This window comes from Pseudomonas sp. LS-2 (assembly GCF_003605735.1).
GTDB lineage: Bacteria > Pseudomonadota > Gammaproteobacteria > Pseudomonadales > Pseudomonadaceae > Aquipseudomonas.
In genome coordinates, this window is record NZ_QXTJ01000015.1 from 126,023 (window position 1) to 144,158 (window position 18,136).

Consider the following 18,136-nt stretch of genomic DNA (forward strand, 5'->3'; position numbering starts at 1 on the left):
GGATATCTCCTGTGCAAATGAAAGTGGGGCATCCTGCTCATCAACGCCAGTCGCGATTGACCTGCCGCACGTGATGCCGTCCGACGAACACCCAGTCGATGAACAGCACGAAGCTTTCGATGACCAGAGAAAATAACAGCGCGCAAACCAGGCCCCAACCGATGACGTCCGGCGACAGCAACACCTGCCAGGAATAGCCGTTCCATGTCTCCGTGCGGATGTCCGGATCGGCCGCGGTCAGCACATGCCAGGCGCGCATGTACCAGGGCCCTTGCAGCGCCAGCCACTCGCGGTCGAGGGTCTGGGTGCGGGTCAGCAGGGTGTTGATGTTGTCAGCGTCGGTGCGGAACACCGGGTCGTCACTGCTGCGGTAATGCTGGATCAGCGCCTGAACATCGCCCTTGAAGAAACGTTGAGCGGTGTCGTTGTACCCGCCAAGGCTCTTCTGCGCCTCGATCAGGTGCGCTTCGACACGTTTGCTGTAATCGCTGATAAAGCCGGGAATCTGCACGCCGATCAACAGGCCCGCCGTGAACAACACCAGTCGCAGATAGCTTCGCAGCATAGGTCCCTCTCTCTCAGGTACGGCCTTCGGCCACGCATTCGCCGCGACGCCACAAGCTCCAGTGGCCGGGCTCGTAGCGATTCCATGTTTCATTTTCGGTCAACGGCTCGGTGGCAATCACCGTCACCACGTCGTTGGGCGTGGTCTCTGCCTGAAAGTCGACGATCACATCGACGTCCTTCAAGCGGGCCGGGCCGAACGGCGCACGGCGGGTGATGTGTACGAGCTTGGTGGAACAGAAACAGAACAGCCAGTCGCCATCACTGAGCAAGCCGTTGAATACGCCTTTGGTTCGATATTCACTACAGGCTTCGACCAGTGTAGGCACCAACTGTTCGACCTCGACGGGCTCAGGAAAACCCTCGCGTATGCGGTTCAGCAGGTCGCAGAACGCCGCTTCGCTGTCGGTATCCCCCACCGGGCGATAGAACGTGGCACGCGGGTGAAAATCCGCGAGCTGGCCGTTATGGGCAAAACACCAGTTACGGCCCCACAGCTCGCGCACGAAAGGATGCGTATTGGACAGGCAGACCTTGCCGACGTTGGCCTGGCGAATGTGGCCGATGACGACCTCACTCTTGATCGGATAACGCTGCACCAGTTGCGCGACTTCTGACTCGCTGCTGGCGGCAGGGTCCTGAAACAGACGCAGGCCGCGTCCTTCATAGAAGCCGATGCCCCAGCCGTCACGATGTGGGCCGGTACGACCGCCTCGCTGCATCAGCCCGGTGAAGCTGAACACGATATCGGTCGGTACATTGGCACTCATGCCCAGAAGTTCACACATGCTCGGGTCTCGGTATGCTTAGCGGCGAATAACCAGCGTAGGCGTCATTACAGCTTCGGCTCGACCCGATAACGACCGCTGGTGCCGCTGCCGCCATTGGCAGGCGCGGCGGGCTGGCTGGCATAACGGGCGGGCCCTTGCGCCGCAAACGGCTCGTCGTCCTGTTCTGCCTGTTTCTGCTCGGCGGCAGCCTGTGCGGCGGCGGCTTCGGCGTGCGCCTGACGGGCCTTTTTCTTGCGCAGGAAAGGCAAGCGAATGAGCGCGAAGATGACGTACAGGCCCAGGCCGACAGCGCCATAGGTGGCCAGATCCAGCACCGCTCGCCAGACATTGCTGCCAACCTTGAAGGCCAGATCCAGCACGCTGATGGCAAGGGCCGGTGCATACTTGTCCTTGACCGGGTCGATGATGGTGGGGCAGAACAGCAGGACCGCGCCGATGACCCAAAGGGGTTCGCGCAGGTAGCGCCACATCCAGCCGGTCAGCTTGAACCACACCAACAGACAACCCAACGCAGCGAATGCGTATAGGCCCCAGGCAATCAGATAGTCGTTGTCGGTCATGACGTCCGTGGTAAGGCAGGTAAAGAGGCGCTTATGATAACGACTTTTCGCCAGCCTAGCTTCCCCGGCTTCAGTTATCGGTCCCCAGCGCGCCCACTCCGGCGATGCCTGCCCGAATCAGTTCATTGAGAGAGCCCAGCATGCCTTCCTCCAACAGCACCCCCAGCGCCCCCGTTGCCCGCAAGGCCGATGGCGCCGATCCGTATGCCTGGCTGCAGAATCGCGATACCGATGAGGTGCTCGATTACCTCAAGGCCGAAAATGACTACCAGGAGCGGCAACTGGCCGATCAGCAGGCGCTGCGCGAAACGTTGTTTCAGGAAATCAAAGGCCGGATTCTCGAAACCGACCTTTCCCTGCCCTCGCCGTGGGGCCCGTACCTGTATTACACCCGCACCACCGAGGGCGACGAATACGCCCGCCACTACCGCTGCCCGCGTCCGGCCGACGATTCGCAGACCGTCGACGAGAGTGCCGAGGAACTGCTGCTCGACCCCAATGCGCTGGCCAATGGCGGCTTTTTCTCCCTCGGCGCCTTCAGTATCAGCCCGGACCATCGACGTCTGGCCTACAGCCTGGATACCAGCGGCGAAGAGGTCTATCAGCTGTACGTCAAAGAGCTGAGCACCGGGGACGTCACCAGCCTGCCCTTCGAAGATTGCGACGGCAGCATGACCTGGGCCAATGACAGCCAGACGCTGTTTTTTGGCGAGCTGGACGACACTCACCGGCCACACAAGCTGTATCGCCACACGCTGGGCAACGACTCCGCCGACCTGGTATTCAACGAGCCGGACGGGCGCTTCTTCCTGCATTGCTATCGCACCAGTTCCGAGCGCCAACTGGTACTGGCGCTGGACAGCAAGACCACGGGCGAATCCTGGGTGCTGGACGCCAGCAAACCGGAACAGGCGTTCGTCTGCATGGCACCGCGCAGCGAAGGTCATGAGTATTCGGTGGATCACGGCCTGATCGACGGCGTGTGGAGCTGGCTGATTCGCAGCAACCAGGCAGGGATTAACTTCGCGCTGTATCACGCGCCTGAAAAAACCAGCGGAGTGCCGGAGCGTAAGGACTGGCAGACGCTGATCCCTCACAGCGACACGGTGATGCTCGATGGTTTCAGCCTGAATGCCAAAGGCCTGACCCTGAGCCTGCGCGAAGGCGGCTTGCCGATCGTCGAAGTTCACCCGCAAGGTCTGCCGGCTTATCGCGTGCAACTGCCGGATGCGGCCTACAACCTGTATGTGCAAGACACCCTTGAATTCGACAGCGACAAGATTCGCTTGCGCTATCAGTCGCTGAATCGCCCGCCCCAGGTGCGTCAACTGACACTAGCGACCGGGGATCAGACCGTCCTCAAGGAAACCCCGGTACTCGGCGAGTTCAACGCCGATGCCTACGTCAGCCAGCGCCTTTGGGCGACCGCCGCCGATGGCACTCAGGTGCCGATCAGCCTGGTGGTCAAGCGTGAGCTGGCAGGCCAGTCGGTCCCGCTTTACCTCTACGGATATGGCGCCTATGGCGAGAGTCTGGACCCATGGTTCTCTCACGCCCGCCTCAGTCTGCTGGATCGCGGCATCGCTTTCGCCATCGCCCATGTGCGGGGCGGCGGCGAACTGGGCGAGGCTTGGTATCGCAATGGCAAGCAAGAGCACAAGCAGAACACCTTCAGCGATTTCATTGCCTGCGCCGAACATCTGATGAGTGAAAACCTCACCACCGCCGACAAACTGGTGATCAGCGGTGGCAGCGCAGGCGGATTGTTGATCGGAGCCGTGGTCAACCAGCGTCCCGAGCTGTTCAAGGCAGCGATTGCCGAGGTGCCCTTCGTCGACGTGCTCAACACCATGCTTGACCCGGACCTGCCGCTGACCGTCACCGAATACGACGAATGGGGCAATCCGCAGCAGCCCGACGTATATGCTCGCATCAAGGCCTACGCGCCTTACGAGAACGTCAGCGCGCAGGCTTATCCGGCAATGCTGGTGATCGCCGGTTATAACGACAGTCGTGTGCAGTATTGGGAAGCGGCCAAGTGGGTGGCAAAATTGCGCGACACCAGGACCGACGACAACCTGCTGCTGCTCAAGACCGAGCTGGGTGCGGGGCACGGCGGCATGAGCGGCCGTTACCAGGGATTGCGTGACGTAGCGCTCGAATACGGTTTTATCTTCAAGGTATTGCAACTGGCCTGAGGAACTCCCTCCTCGCCATTTGTCATATCAGACGGCTCCCGGACGCTGTAGGTCCGGGGGCTGTTATACGAGTCAGACATTTGCGTTTCTATTCTTCAAGTCACCGAACAAGAACATCACATGCCAACACCTTCATCTCTGAATAATGAAATTCGCGAAATGCTGATGGACTGCGGTCTGTTCCTCGCACTGACACCTGCGGACTTCTCGGCTGCAGCCGGTTACTTCAGCATCAGCAGCATCGAAAAAGGCCAGGCGATCTTCAACGAAGGCGACGCGGGCACCTTCATGTGCATTATCCATTCGGGCACGGTGTCGGTGCAGAAACTCAACGGCGAGGGCAAACAGGTCGAAACCGCGACACTGCGCAGTGGTCGGGCATTCGGTGAGATGGCAGTGCTGGACGGCGAACGCCGCTCGGCCAGTTGCATCGCCGCTTCGCCCTGCTACCTGTTGAATCTGGGCAAGGACTCCCTGGACAAAATGATCAACGACGCCCCGAAAGTAGCCGCCAGGATCATTCGCGCGATTGCAATCGCCATGTCCAGGCGCCTGCGCATGATGGATGGACAGGTGCTGGCCCAGCAGGAATGACGGCCCGACTCAGGGATCAGGCTTGGCGGGTGGCGGCAATCCCGGCAGCGGCTCATCCTGTTTTGGCGGCCCGGGCTGGGGAATCTTCGGCAGCAACGGTGGATTACCCTGCCCGCCCGCGCGGGGAATGCTGGGCGGCGTGACTTGTGGATAAGGAGTCGGCGTGGCAGTGCCGGGCGAGCCAGAGGTTGCGGCAATCGGCTCCGGTGTATTGAGAATGGGTTGCAGATTCTCGGCAAAACCCTGCGACGCACCCGACAACAACAAGGCAATCGCCGCTAGAATGGACCGCTTCATCGTTGGCCTCCTATGCCAATCTTCTACTGTGACGCTCAGGCTACTCCTGCCCGGCGCTTCGTGCGCTGACAAATTGATCTCACAGAGCCACGCCCTCACCGAGTCCTCCATGAAACGTTTCGTCCTGCTCGACACCACTCCCATCCCTCACGGCGGCGCCCTTTGCCTGTTCGAGTATGGCGAAGACTTCGTGATCAAGATTCAAAGCGGCGACGGCGGCCAGTTGATGAACACACGCATGCACGGCTCCGAAGACGCGTTGGCGGAGATTCCTTGCAAAAAGGTCGCATCGCGTGAGAACCCGCGCGTGCTGATCGGCGGCCTGGGCATGGGCTTCACCCTCGCGTCGGCGCTCAAGCACCTGGGCAAAAACGGCGAAGTGGTAGTCGCCGAACTGGTGCCCGGCGTGGTCGAGTGGAATCGCGGGCCGTTGGGCGAGAAATCGGGCAATCCTCTGCGGGATCCCCGCGCCAGGGTCGTCGTTCAGGACGTCGCGCAGGTGCTCAAAAGCGAGCCGCAGGGGTTCGACGCCATCATGCTCGACGTCGACAACGGCCCGGAAGGCCTGACGCAAAAAGCCAACAGCTGGCTATATTCGGCAGGTGGTCTTGCAGCCTGCGCGCAGGCCTTGCGTCCCAAAGGTGTGCTGGCCGTGTGGTCTGCCAGCGCCGACTCGGCCTTCAGCGACAAGCTGCGCAAGGCCGGTTTCAAGGCCGAAGAGGTCAAGGTCTACGCTCACGGCAACAAAGGCACACGGCATACNAAGCGCTAGACTTGCTCCATTGCCAACAGCACACGAAACAGGTGACACCATGAGCTCGGGAACCCCGACCAACACTTCCAAGCTGGACCGCATCCTCGCCGATGCCCAGCGTGACCGCGAAATGGGTTATCGCGACAAGGCACTGCGCATGTACCCGCATGTCTGTGGCCGTTGCGCCCGCGAGTTTTCCGGCAAGCGCCTGAGCGAGCTGACCGTGCATCACCGCGATCACAACCACGACAATAACCCGCAGGACGGATCCAACTGGGAACTGCTCTGCCTGTACTGCCACGACAACGAACACTCGCGTTACACCGACCAGCAGTACTTCTCCGACAGCTCGCTGAGTACGCCCAAAGCGGCCAAGGCTACGCACAATCCGTTTGCGGCACTTGCCGGGTTGATGAAAAAAGACGACTGACACGGCGCCCGTAGCAGCATGGCTTGCCGGCGGTAGCGTCCATGAGATCGCCACCGCCGGCACGCCGCGCTGCAACACCGGCAACCCCAACAGTACGCAACCTCCCGTATAATCCCGCGCTTTCTTCCAAGAGCACCCTCCCCCGTGGCCAACAAACGCTATGCCTGCATCGGCTTGTATAACCCCAAGTCCCCGGAAAACGTCGGCTCGGTGATGCGCGCGGCAGGCTGTTACGGCGTGGCGTCGGTGTTCTATACCGGAAAGCGCTACGAACGGGCGCGGGATTTCGTGACCGATACCAAGAAGATCCATCAAGACATTCCGCTGATCGGCATCGACGATCTGAAAAAGATCATTCCGCTGGGTTGCGTGCCGGTGGCGGTCGAACTGGTCGATGGCGCGCGCGCCCTGCCGGAATACACCCACCCCGACCGCGCCATCTACATCTTCGGCCCTGAGGACGGCTCTCTGGACAAAGAGATTCGCGACTGGTGCGAAGACGTGGTGTATATCCCCACCACCGGCTGCATGAACCTGGCCGCGACCGTCAATGTGGTGCTTTACGACCGCATGGCCAAAGGCAACAACACCCGCTCCGGACCGCAGTTCGGTCGCGAAACCGATCGCACCTGATCGACTGGCCTCGACAAATGCATTGAACAGTTTGCGCGTATGACAGTCAGCTTTAGGGACCCTACCTCTTCATGGAGAACGCATCATGAGCGATACCCCGATCCTTAAACGCGTTGAACGCCAACTGCACGATTATCCAGAGCAGAACGTACAAGGGTGGGAGCGAATCGGCTCACTGGCCGGCGGCGTACTGATGATGGGCAAAGGCCTGCGCCGTGGCGGCATCTTTGGTTTGGTGCAACTGGCCATTGGCGGCGCGGTACTGGCCCGAGGCATCACTGGCCATTGTTCGGCCAAATCACTGCTGGAAAAGAGCCGCAGCGACATGGATCGCGCCCGCGCCCGTATCGAAGAGGCCGGTGCGGAACTGAGCAAGCTCAAGACCAAGGCGGAAGTGGCGGCTGAAGAAGCTGTCGTGAAAAGCATCGATGCGGTGAAAGGCCCCCAAGGCGTTTAACGCATCCCGCCATTCATTGGCACAAAACCGGGAGTACGTCAGCCAGCGCGGAAGATCAGATAGTCTTCCCAGTCATCCTCGGCCACGTTCTTTTCACTGAGCATCCGGCCCGACTGCGAAATGCGCTGCTTGTGGACCTGCTCCCGGTCACCACAGACCAGGTGGTGCCAGCGTGGCAAATTCTTCCCCTCGCTGACCAGACGATAGCCGCAGGTCGGCGGCAGCCATTTGAATTCATCCGCCTGATCCGGCGTGAGCTGAATGCAATCGGGCACCTTGGCCCGACGATTCGGATAATCGGTGCACTGGCAGGTCTTCAGATCCAGCAACTGACAGGCGATGCGCGTGTAATAGACGCTGCCGTCGTCTTCATCCTCGAGTTTCTGCAAGCAGCATAGGCCGCACCCGTCGCACAACGACTCCCACTCGACCGAATCGAGCTGATTAAGGGTTTTGCGCATCCAGAAGGGTTCGACTTTGACGGTCATGTTTGCGGGAATCGGTATCGGCAATTGAAAAGGCCGCCAGTCTAGTGGGACATCGCACTGCGGCCAAGCATTGGCGACTGTCGGTACGGATGGACTTGTCACGGAACGGACCTGGCAGTAGCTTTATGCCCGCGCGAGCCCCACACCAGAGCATCGCTCGCACCCTACGCACCACCCGTCTGTTTCGATGATGTCTGCCGTCCACGGCCCATCTGATTGATCCCGTACGTCGCCCGAATCGGCGACCTCGGCTTTACTTACTTTTCAGGATCAGAATGCCCATGAGCGCCAATTCACGCGTTGCCGAGTACGCCATTCACCCGCAATTCACTGATCGCTGGTCGCCTCGTGCCTTTACCGGCGAAAGCATCCCGCAGGCAACCCTGTTGAGCTTCTTCGAGGCCGCACGCTGGGCGCCATCGGCCTACAACTCGCAGCCATGGCGCTTTCTCTACGCCCGTCGCGATACGCCCAACTGGGAGCGTTTTCTGGGTCTGCTGAACGAATTCAACCGTGGCTGGGCGCAACACGCCTCGGCACTGGTGATCATCATTTCCAAGACCACATTCACTGCGCCCGGCGCGACGCAAGAGACCCCGGCGCTGTGGCACACCTTCGACACCGGTTCGGCGTGGGGACATCTGGCGCTGCAAGCCAGTCTCAGCGGGTGGCACACCCACGGCATGGCCGGTTTCGATCAGGAACTGACCCGCAAGGAGCTGAAGATTCCGGAAGGCTACGCGCTGCACGCGGCGGTGGCGATTGGCAAGCTGGGCGACAAATCGACCCTGGCCGAATACCTGCAAGCCCGCGAAACCCCAAGCCCGCGCCGACCGTTGGCAGAGTTGGTGGCTGAAGGCGATTTCAGTTTGTAAAGCGGCGTGAGCCCACTCCGTCCGTCGGAGCAGCGCTTGCCCGTGATTGCAATGTGTCTTCCCTGAATGGGGTGACTGACACTCGGGAATCGCGGACAAGCGCGCTCCTACAAGGGCGAACCGCTAACGCTCAATACCCCTTCGCGAAATCGACTTCTCCGCGCAACGCCTCTCCTGCCGCATAGGCATCAAGGTTCTCGACGAACAATCCGGTCATCGCCGCTGGCGAAGTAGGCGCCGAGGAATGTCCGGTCAACAGCAGGCCCCAGGCGGTCCAGAAAGGATGACGCTGCGGCAATGGCTCCTGACGGCAGACGTCGATGACCGCCCCCGCCAGATGGCCTTCCTTGAGAGCAGCGACCAGATCGGCATCGACTACGGCCACGCCACGCCCGACGTTGATGAACAACGCCGATGGCTTGAATTGGGCGAACAGCTTCGCATCGTAGATATCGTGCGTCTGCGGAGTGTTGGGCAGCAGATTGACGACAAAATCGGCGTCCCCGACCATGCGTGGCAGGTCTTCCAGCGAACCGACCTCGACGAACGGCGCCTGCGTCCGCGCCGTCGACGCGATGCCGTGGACCTCGACACCGAACGGCGCCAGAAACTGCGCAACGCTGACACCGATGTCGCCGGTCCCGACGATCAGTGCCTTGCGCCCGGCCAGGCTATGGCCCGGCCGATCGTCCCATTTGCGCTCGACCTGACTCACCAGCCGCGCCAGCACTTCACGCTCATGCACCAACATGTAGGTCAGCACGAACTCGGCCATGACCTGGCCAAAGATACCCACCGCGCGAGTCAATCGATAATCGCGATTCAGACCCGGCGCCAGCAACGGCGTGATGCCAGCCCAGGTCGATTGAAGCCATTGCGGTTTGTGTCCCTGACGCAACAGGTTAGCCAGCAGATCCGGCTGCCCCAGCCATATCGGCGTATCGGCGGCCATTTTCGACAGTTCGGCCGAGTCGCCGCTGCTCAATACTTCGATGTGCGGAGCGGCCTTGCGAAGCAGCTCGGTGCAAACAACGTAATCGTGTTCGGCAATCAGAACGCGCATGGATTAAAAACTCGAAAAAACAGGACGTGCGACCGCAAATCGTCCGGGCTGGCCCTTGCAGCGCAATGGGCAAGCCCGGACGCAGACAGCGGTCCGGTATACCCCCGCGATGAATGGCGGGGTGGTGCGTCGATCAGACCGGGTCGTTGCGGCGCAGCAGCTCTTCAGGCAAGTGCTCGATGTACTCGTCTTCGGCAGGCGGCATCTGCAGGTGGTAGCCCTGTTTTTCCAGGTTGGCCAGCACTGCGTGGATGTCCTCGCGGGCCAGAGTGCGCTCAGGCGTCAGGACCAGGTCGAAGGCGTGCTGCGGTTTGCCGAATGCCGTGAGCAATTCGACCGGGACGCGCTCGAGCGCATCGCTCTTGAGCACGTAGAGGTACATTTCGTTCTTGCGCGGGCTGCGGTAGATGGAGCAGATACGTTTCAAGGCTGTTCTCCGGCATTGGCCAGGCTGTCGAGCAGCATCTGGCCCATCAATTCGCGGCGCCAGCCACGCAGCGAATCGGGCAGTTTATAGGGACCGTCTGGGAAACCGGTCTTGAGCAGGGCTTCGAGCGTCTTCTTGCGCAGCATCAGCTCCGGCGCCATGTTCAGGCGCTCGGCTTGCTGCTGACCAATGGCACGCAGACTCTTCAATACGTTCGACGCTTCGATGGGCAGTGGCTCGGGCAGAGCCGGTGGCCACATGTCCGGGGATACGCTGCCGGCTTTCTTGATCAGGTCCAGGAGAAACTCTCCGTCCTGTCGCACGGTCTTGGGGTGCATGTCTTCGATCTTCGCCAGTGCAGCGAGGTTGTCAGGCTGAGTCTTTGCCAGCGGCCAGAGTGAATGCTCGCGCAAGACCCGATTGCGCGGTTGATTACGCAGCCGCGCCTGTTGCTCGCGCCAGGCGCACAATTCGCGCAACACGTTCAACTGCGCACGGGAGAGTTTCCACGCCAGCTTGGCTTCGCGATAGACCTCGTATGGGTCGGTCTCGCGGCGCAGGTTGGCAACCAGCTCGGCGCCGTCTTCGAGCACCCAGGCATATTTCTCGTCGGACAGGCGCGGACGCAGCAGGCTGAAGACCTCCGCCAGATGCACGGCGTCTTCGGCGGCATAGCTGATCTGCGTGTCGGACAGCGGACGCTGCAGCCAGTCCGAACGCGTTTCGCCCTTGGGCAGTTCGATGTTCAGCACTTCCTGGACCAGACGCGAATAACCCATCGAGAACCCGAGGTTCAGATAAGCGGCGGCCAGTTGGGTGTCGAACAGAGGCGCCGGCAGACTGCCGGTCAGACGCAACAGGACTTCCAGATCTTCGCTGCAGGCGTGAACCACCTTGATGACGCCGGTGTTTTCCAGCAGCGCGGACAAGGGTTTCCAGTCGTTGATCAGGAGGGGGTCAATCAGATAAGCGCGCGAACCGTCACCGATCTGCAAGAGCGCGGCGATGGGGTAGAAGGTGTCGACCCGCATGAATTCGGTGTCGAGTGCGACGAATGGCAGAGTCTGCCACTGGGCGCAATGTTGGGCGAGGCTGTCGTCGTCGCGAATCCAGTGAATATCGATGGCCACACGGCTCTCCCTTGAAGAATGGCGCGCAGTATATATCGCTATAGGCGTTTACCGGGCATCCGTCCTGCAAGTCTTGAACAACTTCATCTTCGTGTTTATCGGCCAGGCACTTGATTGCGACCGTCCATCGGATCAGGCGCTCATCTTGCGAAGTACATAAACGCGCCACATGGCGTAACCCGGCAGAAAGTCATGATGGCTGACAATCCTGAAACCGGCGTCGAGAAACTCCGATTCGATTTCTTCACGGCAGACCACAAAGCGATTGCGCACAGCGGCAAGGCCATGCTGGTTCAGCCGTTTGCCCTCCTGCCGCTTGCGTCGCCACGCCTTGATGTTTCCATCGACCCACAACGCCACGATGACGGTGTCGCGGGTCACTCGATGAAACTCCTGGAGAATTTCCACGCGCCTGCGGCTGTCCGCTATGTGATGAAACAGTCGCATGCAGAATATGCAGTCCACGGCGTTGGCCGACAGGCCGATTGAGAATGCCGAGCTCTGAAAGGTACGAATCCGTTTGCGCACTTCGGACGAAGATTGCGCCTCGGCGATTTCCAGCATTTCGGTGGACGGATCAGCGGCGAGGATGACCCGATTGCTGTGTTCGGCCAGCACAGGCCAGAAACGCCCTGAACCCGCTGGAAGATCCAGAACAAGGCCGGGCTGGCCTGCATCGCGCAACGCCTCTCTCGCCAATTGAGCGTCACGCCACAGGCTCAAGCGCCGAGCAAGCCCTTTCTCATGGTGCTCAACGTAGTGCTGAGCCTGACGCTTGTCGGTCGCCTGTTCACTCATTGGCCAGTACCCCGTCCGTATAGATCCCCCGGCAGCCGGCGAACATGTCCAGCGCCGGGTTGTAGACGCGGGTACGAACCTGCAACAAGCCCAGCATGGAGTGGAACAGGTTGTCCTGGCTCAGGGGCTCATTGCGCTCTTTCTGCAAACAATGAGTGTCCACACCAAATGACTGCTGATAGTTATCAGAGAACCAGGCGATCATCGGGACATGTTTCTGTTGATCCGGCGCAAGCATGTAAGGCGTGCCATGCAGGAACAAGTTGTATTCACCCAACGACTCACCATGGTCGGACAGATACAACATGGCGGTGTCCACCTTGTCCTGACTGCCGCGCAAGATATCGATCAGCGACGCCAGTACATGGTCGGTATATAACAACGTGTTGTCATACCCGTTGACGATACTTTCGCGAGAACAGTTATTCAGTGCATTGCTTTCACACACCGGCGTGAACTTTTCGAATGCTTTCGGATAACGCTTGAAGTATTCCGGACCGTGGCTGCCCATTTGGTGAAGCACCAACACCGTGTCTTTGTCCAGGTGATCGATAAAGTTCTGCAGCCCCTGCAGCAGGATTTCGTCACGGCACTCATTGTTGGCGCACAGTGCCGGATCCTTGAGGTTGCTGACATCCTGGAGCGTCACGCGGTCACAGGTGCCTTTGCAACCCGACTGGTTGTCACGCCAGATCACATCGAGCCCCGCACGTTTGAGCACGTCGAGCATGCCTTCCTCGTTCTTCGCGGCACTGGCGCTGTAGTCCTTGCGACCCATATTGGAGAACATGCACGGCACCGACACCGCTGTTTCGGTCCCGCAGGAATGCACATCGGTGAAGGTCAGCAGGCCACGTTCCTTACTCAATTGAGGGGTGGTGTCGCGGCTGTAACCCAGAATGCCGAAGTTCTCAGCCCGCGCACTTTCGCCCACCACCAGCACCGTCAGGGACTTGCGCTTGTGCTGCTGCCAGTCGCTGGCCAGCTTTGCATCCTGACCGATGCTCACGAACGGCTGTTGCGCGGACTTCACCTGTTCGCTCAGGTACCCGACCGATGCACCGATGTAATTGCTCGGAACGACCATCAGGCGCAGTTCATGATGGTTACGAAACAGCGAGGAAAGACCTTGATAGTTCAGCAACGCCACCCCGGCGATCGCACAGGCGCAGACGGCACTGACCACCACCTTGCTCAGTACTTCCCGAGGCCAGCGACGGTAATTGACCGGGACTTTCCACAGGATCACCGAAGGCAGTACTCCGAGAAACAACACGTACGCGACCAGTTTCAATGACAACAGGTCGCGCACTTCCGTGGCGTTGGTTTCCGCGAAGTTGCGAAACATGCCGGCGTCGATCATGACGCCGTATTGACTCATGAAGTAAGCGACGCCTGCGCTGATCATGAAAAGTGCGATCAGCATCGGCTTCAATACATGCCTGAAGGCAAACAGCGTCAGACAAATATTGAACGCACAAAAAACCATCACTGTAAAAGCGCCACGCAATAAAAGCCCCTTACCGTTGAAATCGGTAATGGCGAACAGGTGCTGCCAGAGCGTCAGGTTAAACCCGAGCAATAAGAAAATACTGGCGAGCGCGGTCACGAGCTCCGGGCGAACTGCTTTGAGGTTCGGCATGAGGGTCTGCTTGGCTGAAAAGGACAACGTCGATCAAAGAAAGATGAAAACTCCTCCGACGTCGCAAACTTTAGGCAGCTGGCCATCAATTTTTTGTGAAAAGGATGAGAACAAAAGGTCTGGTACTGACTTCTTTTTCCGTAGGAAAAGTCGCAGCAACAGCTCGTGGCGAAAGACCTCGTGAGTGAGGTTTCTCTCGGCGCTAAGGTAGCCAGGCACGGGGCATTACTATAATCAATTTGCGTATATTTCCATGGATGCTGGCGGGTTCAGGAAGCTGCGCTGGCCAGATCAGCGCAGGGGCAAGGGCAAGGGCAAACGGGGGCCTGCGGATCATCTACTACCTGCTGATCAACGACAGGCAATTCTGGATGTTTTCCGTTTACGCCAAGGATGAGCTTGAAAACCTGACCGCTGATCAGGAACGACAGCTCCGGGGAGCCATCCAGGCAGAGCTCAAGAAACGAGGCATGTGATGAGTAAAAAGCGCGATCTGTTCGCCGAAATGATGCAAGGGGTCGAAGAAATGTCGGCCCATCGAGAAGGAAAAATTACTCTGCGCAGCGATAGATTTGCGCAAAAACCAGTTCCTGATGTTTCAGCCCAGGAAATCGTTGCCCTGCGAGAACGTTTGCATATGTCTCAGAACGTTTTCGCCAAGCGTATCCGCACCAGTGCAAGCACCCTGCGTAATTGGGAACAAGAAAAATCCAGACCCAACGCGCAGGCTGCGTTGCTGATCAGGCTGGTCGAAAAATTCCCGGATATGGTCGAACGTTTAAACGCTGTGTAATTCGTGTCACGGGGTGGGTTCGGAAACAGGGACAGCCTCGGCCCACGCTGACGACTCACTCGCGAACGCATCCTCGATAATCATCTGCGCCGCCTTCTCGGCGATCATCACCGTCGGCGAGCAGGTGTTGCCGGAGATAATGGTCGGCATGATCGAGGCGTCCACCACCCGCAGTCCAACGACGCCATGCACCCGCAGTCGTTCATCGACCACCGCGTCCCGCCCCTGCCCCATTTTGCAGGTGCCGACCGGATGGAAAATCGTGGTGCCAATGCTGCTGGCGGCTTGTCGCAGTTCCTCCTCGGTTTGCAGGCTGGCGCCAGGCAGATACTCGACCGGATCGAAGCTCGCGAGCGCGGGGGCGGCGGCGATGCGGCGGGTCAGTCGGATCGCGTCGGCGGCGACCCTGAGGTCGGCTTCATCGCTCAGGTAATTGGGCTTTATAAGCGGCGCGGCGTCGGCCAGTGGCGAGCGGATTTCCACGCTCCCACGGCTTTGCGGGCGTAAATCACACACCGACGCGGTAAACGCCGGAAAATGGTGCAAGGGTTCGCCAAACCGCTCCAGCGACAATGGCTGCACGTGATATTCAAGGTTGGGGGTCGCCTGCTCCGGCCCTGAGCGGGCAAACGCGCCCAACTGACTCGGCGCCATGGCCAGCGGCCCGCTGCGATTGAGGGCATAGCGCAGCCCCATGTTCATTTTGCCCCACAGGCTGCCGGCCATCTGGTTCAGGGTATGGCCATTGCTGACTTTGTAGATCAGCCGCAGCTGCAAATGATCCTGAAGGTTCGCGCCCACACCGGGTAACTCGCGCCGCACTTCAATGCCCAGCTTCTCCAGCAAGGGACGGGGGCCGATCCCGGAACGCTGCAGCACCATGGGCGAGCCGATAGAGCCGCAACACAGAATGATTTCACGCCGGGCCCGCAGCCGTCGCTCCTGCTGCCCCACCTGGGCGAGCACCCCGCTGGCACGGCCGTTTTCAAACTCGATCCGGGACACTTCGGCATGGGTCAGCACGGTGAGATTGGGACGCTGCGCGATGGGCCGCAGAAATGCCTTTGACGCGTTCCACCGCACGCCCCGCCGCTGATTCACCTGAAAATAGCTGCAACCCTCGTTATCGCCGCCGTTGAAGTCGGAAATGGAGGCAATGCCCGTTTGCGCAGCAGCTTCGCGAAACGCATCCAGCAACGTCCATGACAACCGCTGCTGCTCGACCCGCCATTCACCCTGCGCGCCATGCAATTCAGAATCGCCCGCGTAGTGGCTTTCAGATCGCTTGAAGATCGGCAGCACGTCCTGCCAGCTCCAGCCCACATTCCCCTGCGCCGCCCACCCGTCGTAATCGCGAGACTGGCCACGCATGTAGATCATGCCGTTGATCGAGGAGCAGCCGCCCAGCACTTTGCCTCGCGGGTAATTCAAGGCTCGTCCGTTCAGGCCCGGCTCGGCCTCGGTCTTGAAACACCAGTCAGTGCGCGGATTGCCGATGCAGTAGAGATAGCCCACCGGCACATGAATCCAGGCGTAGTTATCCTGCCCGCCCGCTTCGAGCAACAGGACACGATGAGAAGGGTTGAGTGACAGTCGATTGGCCAGCAGGCAGCCAGCCGGGCCTGCGCCAACGATCACGTAGTCATAGAGCACACTGTCCGTTTGCATGCGTCCCTCGTCGATCTTTTTTGTTTTTGTCGGGGTTTCATCCTGAAGTTATTTGCCACAAAACAAAAGACCGCCGCATGTTTCCATGGGGCGGTCTCTCGTAGCGCGATGATCATCTGTAGCAGTCCGGCTTGCCGGCGGTCGGTCTTGAGAACGCTACCGCCGGCAAGCCGTGCTGCTACAGAGGTGGCACGGACTTTCCGGTCCGGCTTATACCGCGCTACGACGATAGCTGCGGTAGTTCGGCATCCAGAAATGACGCTCGATGGCTTCCACCAGCATCTCCTCGGTGGTTTCCAGTGCCACGCCTTCAGCCTGCGCCTCTAGGGCCACAGCCAACGCGATCTTCTTGCTCACGTCCTGGATTTCTTTCAGCGGCGGCAGAACCGCGTCGCCCTTGCCAGTCACCATCGGTGAGCACTCGGCCAGCGCGTTGGACGCGGCCATCAGCATCTTGTCAGTGATACGCGTAGCTTTCGCCGCGATCACCCCCAGGCCAATGCCCGGGAAAATGTAGGAGTTGTTGCACTGCGCGATGTGGAACGTGCGGTCGCCCACGGTCACAGGAGCAAACGGGCTACCGGTTGCCACCAGCGCATCGCCGTTGGTCCAGGTCAGGACTTCCTGCGGCGTGACCTCGACTTTCGAGGTCGGGTTGGACAGCGGCATCACCAGTGGCTTGGCGCAGTGCTTGTGCATTTCGCGGATGATCTGCTCGGTGAACAGACCGCGCTGGCCCGACACACCGATCAACACGGTAGGTTTGCCATTAGTGACCACATCCAGCAGCTCAGGGTAGCCCTCGCCGCTCGACCAGCCTTCCACGTCGCCAGCCTTCTGTGCAAGGTTCTTCTGGAAGTCCAGCAGGTTGTCCATGCTGTCGGTCAGCAGGCCGAAGCGGTCGACCATCATCACGCGCTTACGCGCTTCGGCTTCGCTCAGCCCCTCGATCACCATGGCAGCAATAATGTGCTCGGCGATCCCGCAACCGGCCGAACCGGCCCCCAGGAACACCACACGCTGTTGGCCCAAGGTTTCATTCTTGGCCTTGCAGGCCGCCAGCAGCGTACCGACGGCAACCGACGCAGTGCCCTGAATGTCATCGTTGAAGCAGCACAGCTCGTCGCGATACTTCTCCAGCAACGGCATGGCGTTGGTCTGGGCGAAGTCCTCGAACTGCAGCAGCACGTCCGGCCAGCGACGCTGCACGGCTTCGATGAACATCGCGACGAAATCTTCGTATTCCTTGCCGGTGACGCGCTCGTGACGCCAGCCCATGTACATCGGGTCGTCCAGCAGTTCTTTGTTGTTGGTGCCCACGTCCAGCACGATCGGCAGGGTGTAGGCCGGGCTGATGCCGCCACATGCGGTATACAGCGACAGTTTGCCGATCGGGATGCCCATGCCGCCGATGCCTTGATCACCCAGCCCCAGGATGCGTTCGCTGTCAGTGACCACGATAATCTTGATGCGATCTTTCGTGGCGCTACGCAGGATGTCGTCGATGCGATCACGATCCGGGTAAGAAATGAACAGGCCGCGGTGGGTGCGATAGATCTTGGAGAACTCCTGGCACGCCTGGCCGACAGTCGGGGTGTAGATAATCGGCAGCATCTCTTCCAGGTGCGAGTCCAGCAGACGGAAGAACAGGGTTTCGTTGTTGTCCTGAATCGAACGCAGATAAATGTGCTTGTCGAGATCGCTCGCGCACTGGTTGTACTGGTCGTAGACGCGAGTTACCTGTTCTTCGATGGTTTCAACGTTCTGCGGCAAGAGGCCGATCAGGTTGAAATCCACACGCTCCTGCGGCGTGAAGGCGCTGCCCTTGTTGAGCAGCGGCATCTCCAGCAGCGAAGGGCCAGCGTAGGAAATATATAAAGGTCGCGAGGTCTTGGTCATTTTCAGTGATCGCCTTTTCTCTGTTTGCTCTATCAATTCGTGATCGAAAGGATGCCCCGGAGGTCGGTTTTCACG

At 59.8% G+C, this 18,136-nt stretch carries 20 protein-coding genes and 1 pseudogene; 9 read left to right on the top strand and 12 right to left on the bottom strand.

All coding sequences use genetic code 11. The features are described 5' to 3' along the window. Positions 1 to 40: 40 nt before the first annotated feature. The 3 genes from D3M70_RS08720 to D3M70_RS08730 are packed head-to-tail and all read right to left on the bottom strand — an operon-like array spanning position 41 to position 1,915. Positions 41 to 565 (bottom strand): DUF2937 family protein, encoded by a 525-nt coding sequence (locus tag D3M70_RS08720; RefSeq protein ID WP_120125377.1) that lies wholly within the window; start codon positions 563 to 565, stop codon positions 41 to 43. A gap of 13 nt (positions 566 to 578) precedes the next feature. Then, the gene (locus tag D3M70_RS08725) at positions 579 to 1,352 is read right to left on the bottom strand and encodes a class II glutamine amidotransferase (RefSeq protein ID WP_120125378.1); all 774 of its coding nucleotides are present in this window, start codon (positions 1,350 to 1,352) and stop codon (positions 579 to 581) included. Between the two features lie 47 nt (positions 1,353 to 1,399). Next, positions 1,400 to 1,915: an MFS transporter gene (locus tag D3M70_RS08730; RefSeq protein ID WP_120125379.1), complete on the bottom strand. Its 516-nt coding sequence runs from the start codon at positions 1,913 to 1,915 to the stop codon at positions 1,400 to 1,402. Positions 1,916 to 2,055: 140 nt separating this feature from the next. Here D3M70_RS08730 and D3M70_RS08735 point away from each other — a divergent pair, with 140 nt between their 5' ends. Both D3M70_RS08735 and D3M70_RS08740 read left to right on the top strand, forming a co-directional pair. After that, positions 2,056 to 4,113 (top strand): S9 family peptidase, encoded by a 2,058-nt coding sequence (locus tag D3M70_RS08735; RefSeq protein ID WP_120125380.1) that lies wholly within the window; start codon positions 2,056 to 2,058, stop codon positions 4,111 to 4,113. A 120-nt stretch (positions 4,114 to 4,233) separates the two neighbouring features. Next, positions 4,234 to 4,707, top strand: a complete 474-nt coding sequence (locus D3M70_RS08740; protein ID WP_120125381.1) for a cyclic nucleotide-binding domain-containing protein — start codon at positions 4,234 to 4,236, stop codon at positions 4,705 to 4,707. 9 nt (positions 4,708 to 4,716) lie between these two features. Here the strand turns inward: D3M70_RS08740 and D3M70_RS08745 are convergent, their stop codons facing one another. Beyond that, positions 4,717 to 5,004 (bottom strand): hypothetical protein, encoded by a 288-nt coding sequence (locus tag D3M70_RS08745; protein WP_120125382.1) that lies wholly within the window; start codon positions 5,002 to 5,004, stop codon positions 4,717 to 4,719. A 109-nt stretch (positions 5,005 to 5,113) separates the two neighbouring features. Between D3M70_RS08745 and D3M70_RS08750 the strand changes: the two genes are divergently transcribed. The 4 genes from D3M70_RS08750 to D3M70_RS08765 all read left to right on the top strand — a co-directional run. Beyond that, on the top strand, positions 5,114 to 5,766 hold a 653-nt coding region (locus D3M70_RS08750), incomplete at its 3' end, for a spermidine synthase (RefSeq protein ID WP_133306453.1). Between the two features lie 50 nt (positions 5,767 to 5,816). Continuing rightward, the gene (locus D3M70_RS08755; RefSeq protein ID WP_120125384.1) at positions 5,817 to 6,188 is read left to right on the top strand and encodes a YajD family HNH nuclease; all 372 of its coding nucleotides are present in this window, start codon (positions 5,817 to 5,819) and stop codon (positions 6,186 to 6,188) included. 144 nt (positions 6,189 to 6,332) lie between these two features. Then, positions 6,333 to 6,821, top strand: a complete 489-nt coding sequence (locus D3M70_RS08760) for an RNA methyltransferase (RefSeq protein ID WP_120125385.1) — start codon at positions 6,333 to 6,335, stop codon at positions 6,819 to 6,821. Positions 6,822 to 6,906: 85 nt separating this feature from the next. Beyond that, a complete protein-coding gene (locus D3M70_RS08765) occupies positions 6,907 to 7,278 on the top strand; it encodes a DUF2892 domain-containing protein (RefSeq protein ID WP_120125386.1) in 372 nt (123 codons plus the stop codon). A gap of 38 nt (positions 7,279 to 7,316) precedes the next feature. Here D3M70_RS08765 and D3M70_RS08770 read toward each other — a convergent pair whose 3' ends face one another. Then, the gene (locus D3M70_RS08770) at positions 7,317 to 7,766 is read right to left on the bottom strand and encodes a YcgN family cysteine cluster protein (protein WP_120125387.1); all 450 of its coding nucleotides are present in this window, start codon (positions 7,764 to 7,766) and stop codon (positions 7,317 to 7,319) included. 281 nt (positions 7,767 to 8,047) lie between these two features. On the opposite strand from D3M70_RS08770, the gene D3M70_RS08775 reads away from it, so the two are divergent. Continuing rightward, the gene (locus D3M70_RS08775) at positions 8,048 to 8,641 is read left to right on the top strand and encodes a nitroreductase family protein (RefSeq protein ID WP_120125388.1); all 594 of its coding nucleotides are present in this window, start codon (positions 8,048 to 8,050) and stop codon (positions 8,639 to 8,641) included. A 130-nt stretch (positions 8,642 to 8,771) separates the two neighbouring features. Here the strand turns inward: D3M70_RS08775 and D3M70_RS08780 are convergent, their stop codons facing one another. The 5 genes from D3M70_RS08780 to D3M70_RS08800 all read right to left on the bottom strand — a co-directional run bounded on the left by D3M70_RS08780 (position 8,772) and on the right by D3M70_RS08800 (position 13,701). Further along, the gene (locus D3M70_RS08780; RefSeq protein WP_120125389.1) at positions 8,772 to 9,704 is read right to left on the bottom strand and encodes a D-2-hydroxyacid dehydrogenase; all 933 of its coding nucleotides are present in this window, start codon (positions 9,702 to 9,704) and stop codon (positions 8,772 to 8,774) included. A gap of 133 nt (positions 9,705 to 9,837) precedes the next feature. Next, on the bottom strand, positions 9,838 to 10,131 hold the full coding sequence (locus D3M70_RS08785; RefSeq protein ID WP_120125390.1) for a YcgL domain-containing protein: 294 nt from the start codon (positions 10,129 to 10,131) through the stop codon (positions 9,838 to 9,840). Next, positions 10,128 to 11,261 carry a ribonuclease D gene (gene rnd, locus D3M70_RS08790; RefSeq protein WP_120125391.1) on the bottom strand — a complete coding sequence of 378 codons (1,134 nt, stop codon included), beginning with the start codon at positions 11,259 to 11,261 and terminating at the stop codon, positions 10,128 to 10,130. The genes D3M70_RS08785 and rnd overlap by 4 nt, the downstream gene beginning before the upstream one ends. Before the next feature lie 132 nt (positions 11,262 to 11,393). Further along, positions 11,394 to 12,059: a class I SAM-dependent methyltransferase gene (locus D3M70_RS08795; protein WP_120125392.1), complete on the bottom strand. Its 666-nt coding sequence runs from the start codon at positions 12,057 to 12,059 to the stop codon at positions 11,394 to 11,396. Further along, positions 12,052 to 13,701, bottom strand: a complete 1,650-nt coding sequence (locus D3M70_RS08800) for a phosphoethanolamine transferase (RefSeq protein WP_120125393.1) — start codon at positions 13,699 to 13,701, stop codon at positions 12,052 to 12,054. The genes D3M70_RS08795 and D3M70_RS08800 overlap by 8 nt, the downstream gene beginning before the upstream one ends. 262 nt (positions 13,702 to 13,963) lie before the next feature. Between D3M70_RS08800 and D3M70_RS32935 the strand changes: the two are divergent. Both D3M70_RS32935 and D3M70_RS08810 read left to right on the top strand, forming a co-directional pair. Then, positions 13,964 to 14,177, top strand: a pseudogene (locus D3M70_RS32935) (toxin); the annotation flags it as partial. Further along, complete coding sequence (locus D3M70_RS08810) at positions 14,177 to 14,494, top strand: DNA-binding transcriptional regulator (protein WP_120125394.1); 318 nt, start codon at positions 14,177 to 14,179, stop codon at positions 14,492 to 14,494. The pseudogene D3M70_RS32935 and the gene D3M70_RS08810, both read left to right, overlap by 1 nt. 6 nt (positions 14,495 to 14,500) lie before the next feature. Here D3M70_RS08810 and D3M70_RS08815 read toward each other — a convergent pair whose 3' ends face one another. Together D3M70_RS08815 and D3M70_RS08820 are read right to left on the bottom strand one after the other, a co-directional pair. After that, positions 14,501 to 16,162, bottom strand: coding sequence for a GMC family oxidoreductase (locus D3M70_RS08815; protein ID WP_120125395.1), 1,662 nt, complete (start codon positions 16,160 to 16,162; stop codon positions 14,501 to 14,503). 210 nt (positions 16,163 to 16,372) lie between these two features. Then, positions 16,373 to 18,061, bottom strand: a complete 1,689-nt coding sequence (locus D3M70_RS08820; protein WP_120125396.1) for an NAD-dependent malic enzyme — start codon at positions 18,059 to 18,061, stop codon at positions 16,373 to 16,375. Between the last annotated feature and the right edge of the window lie 75 nt (positions 18,062 to 18,136).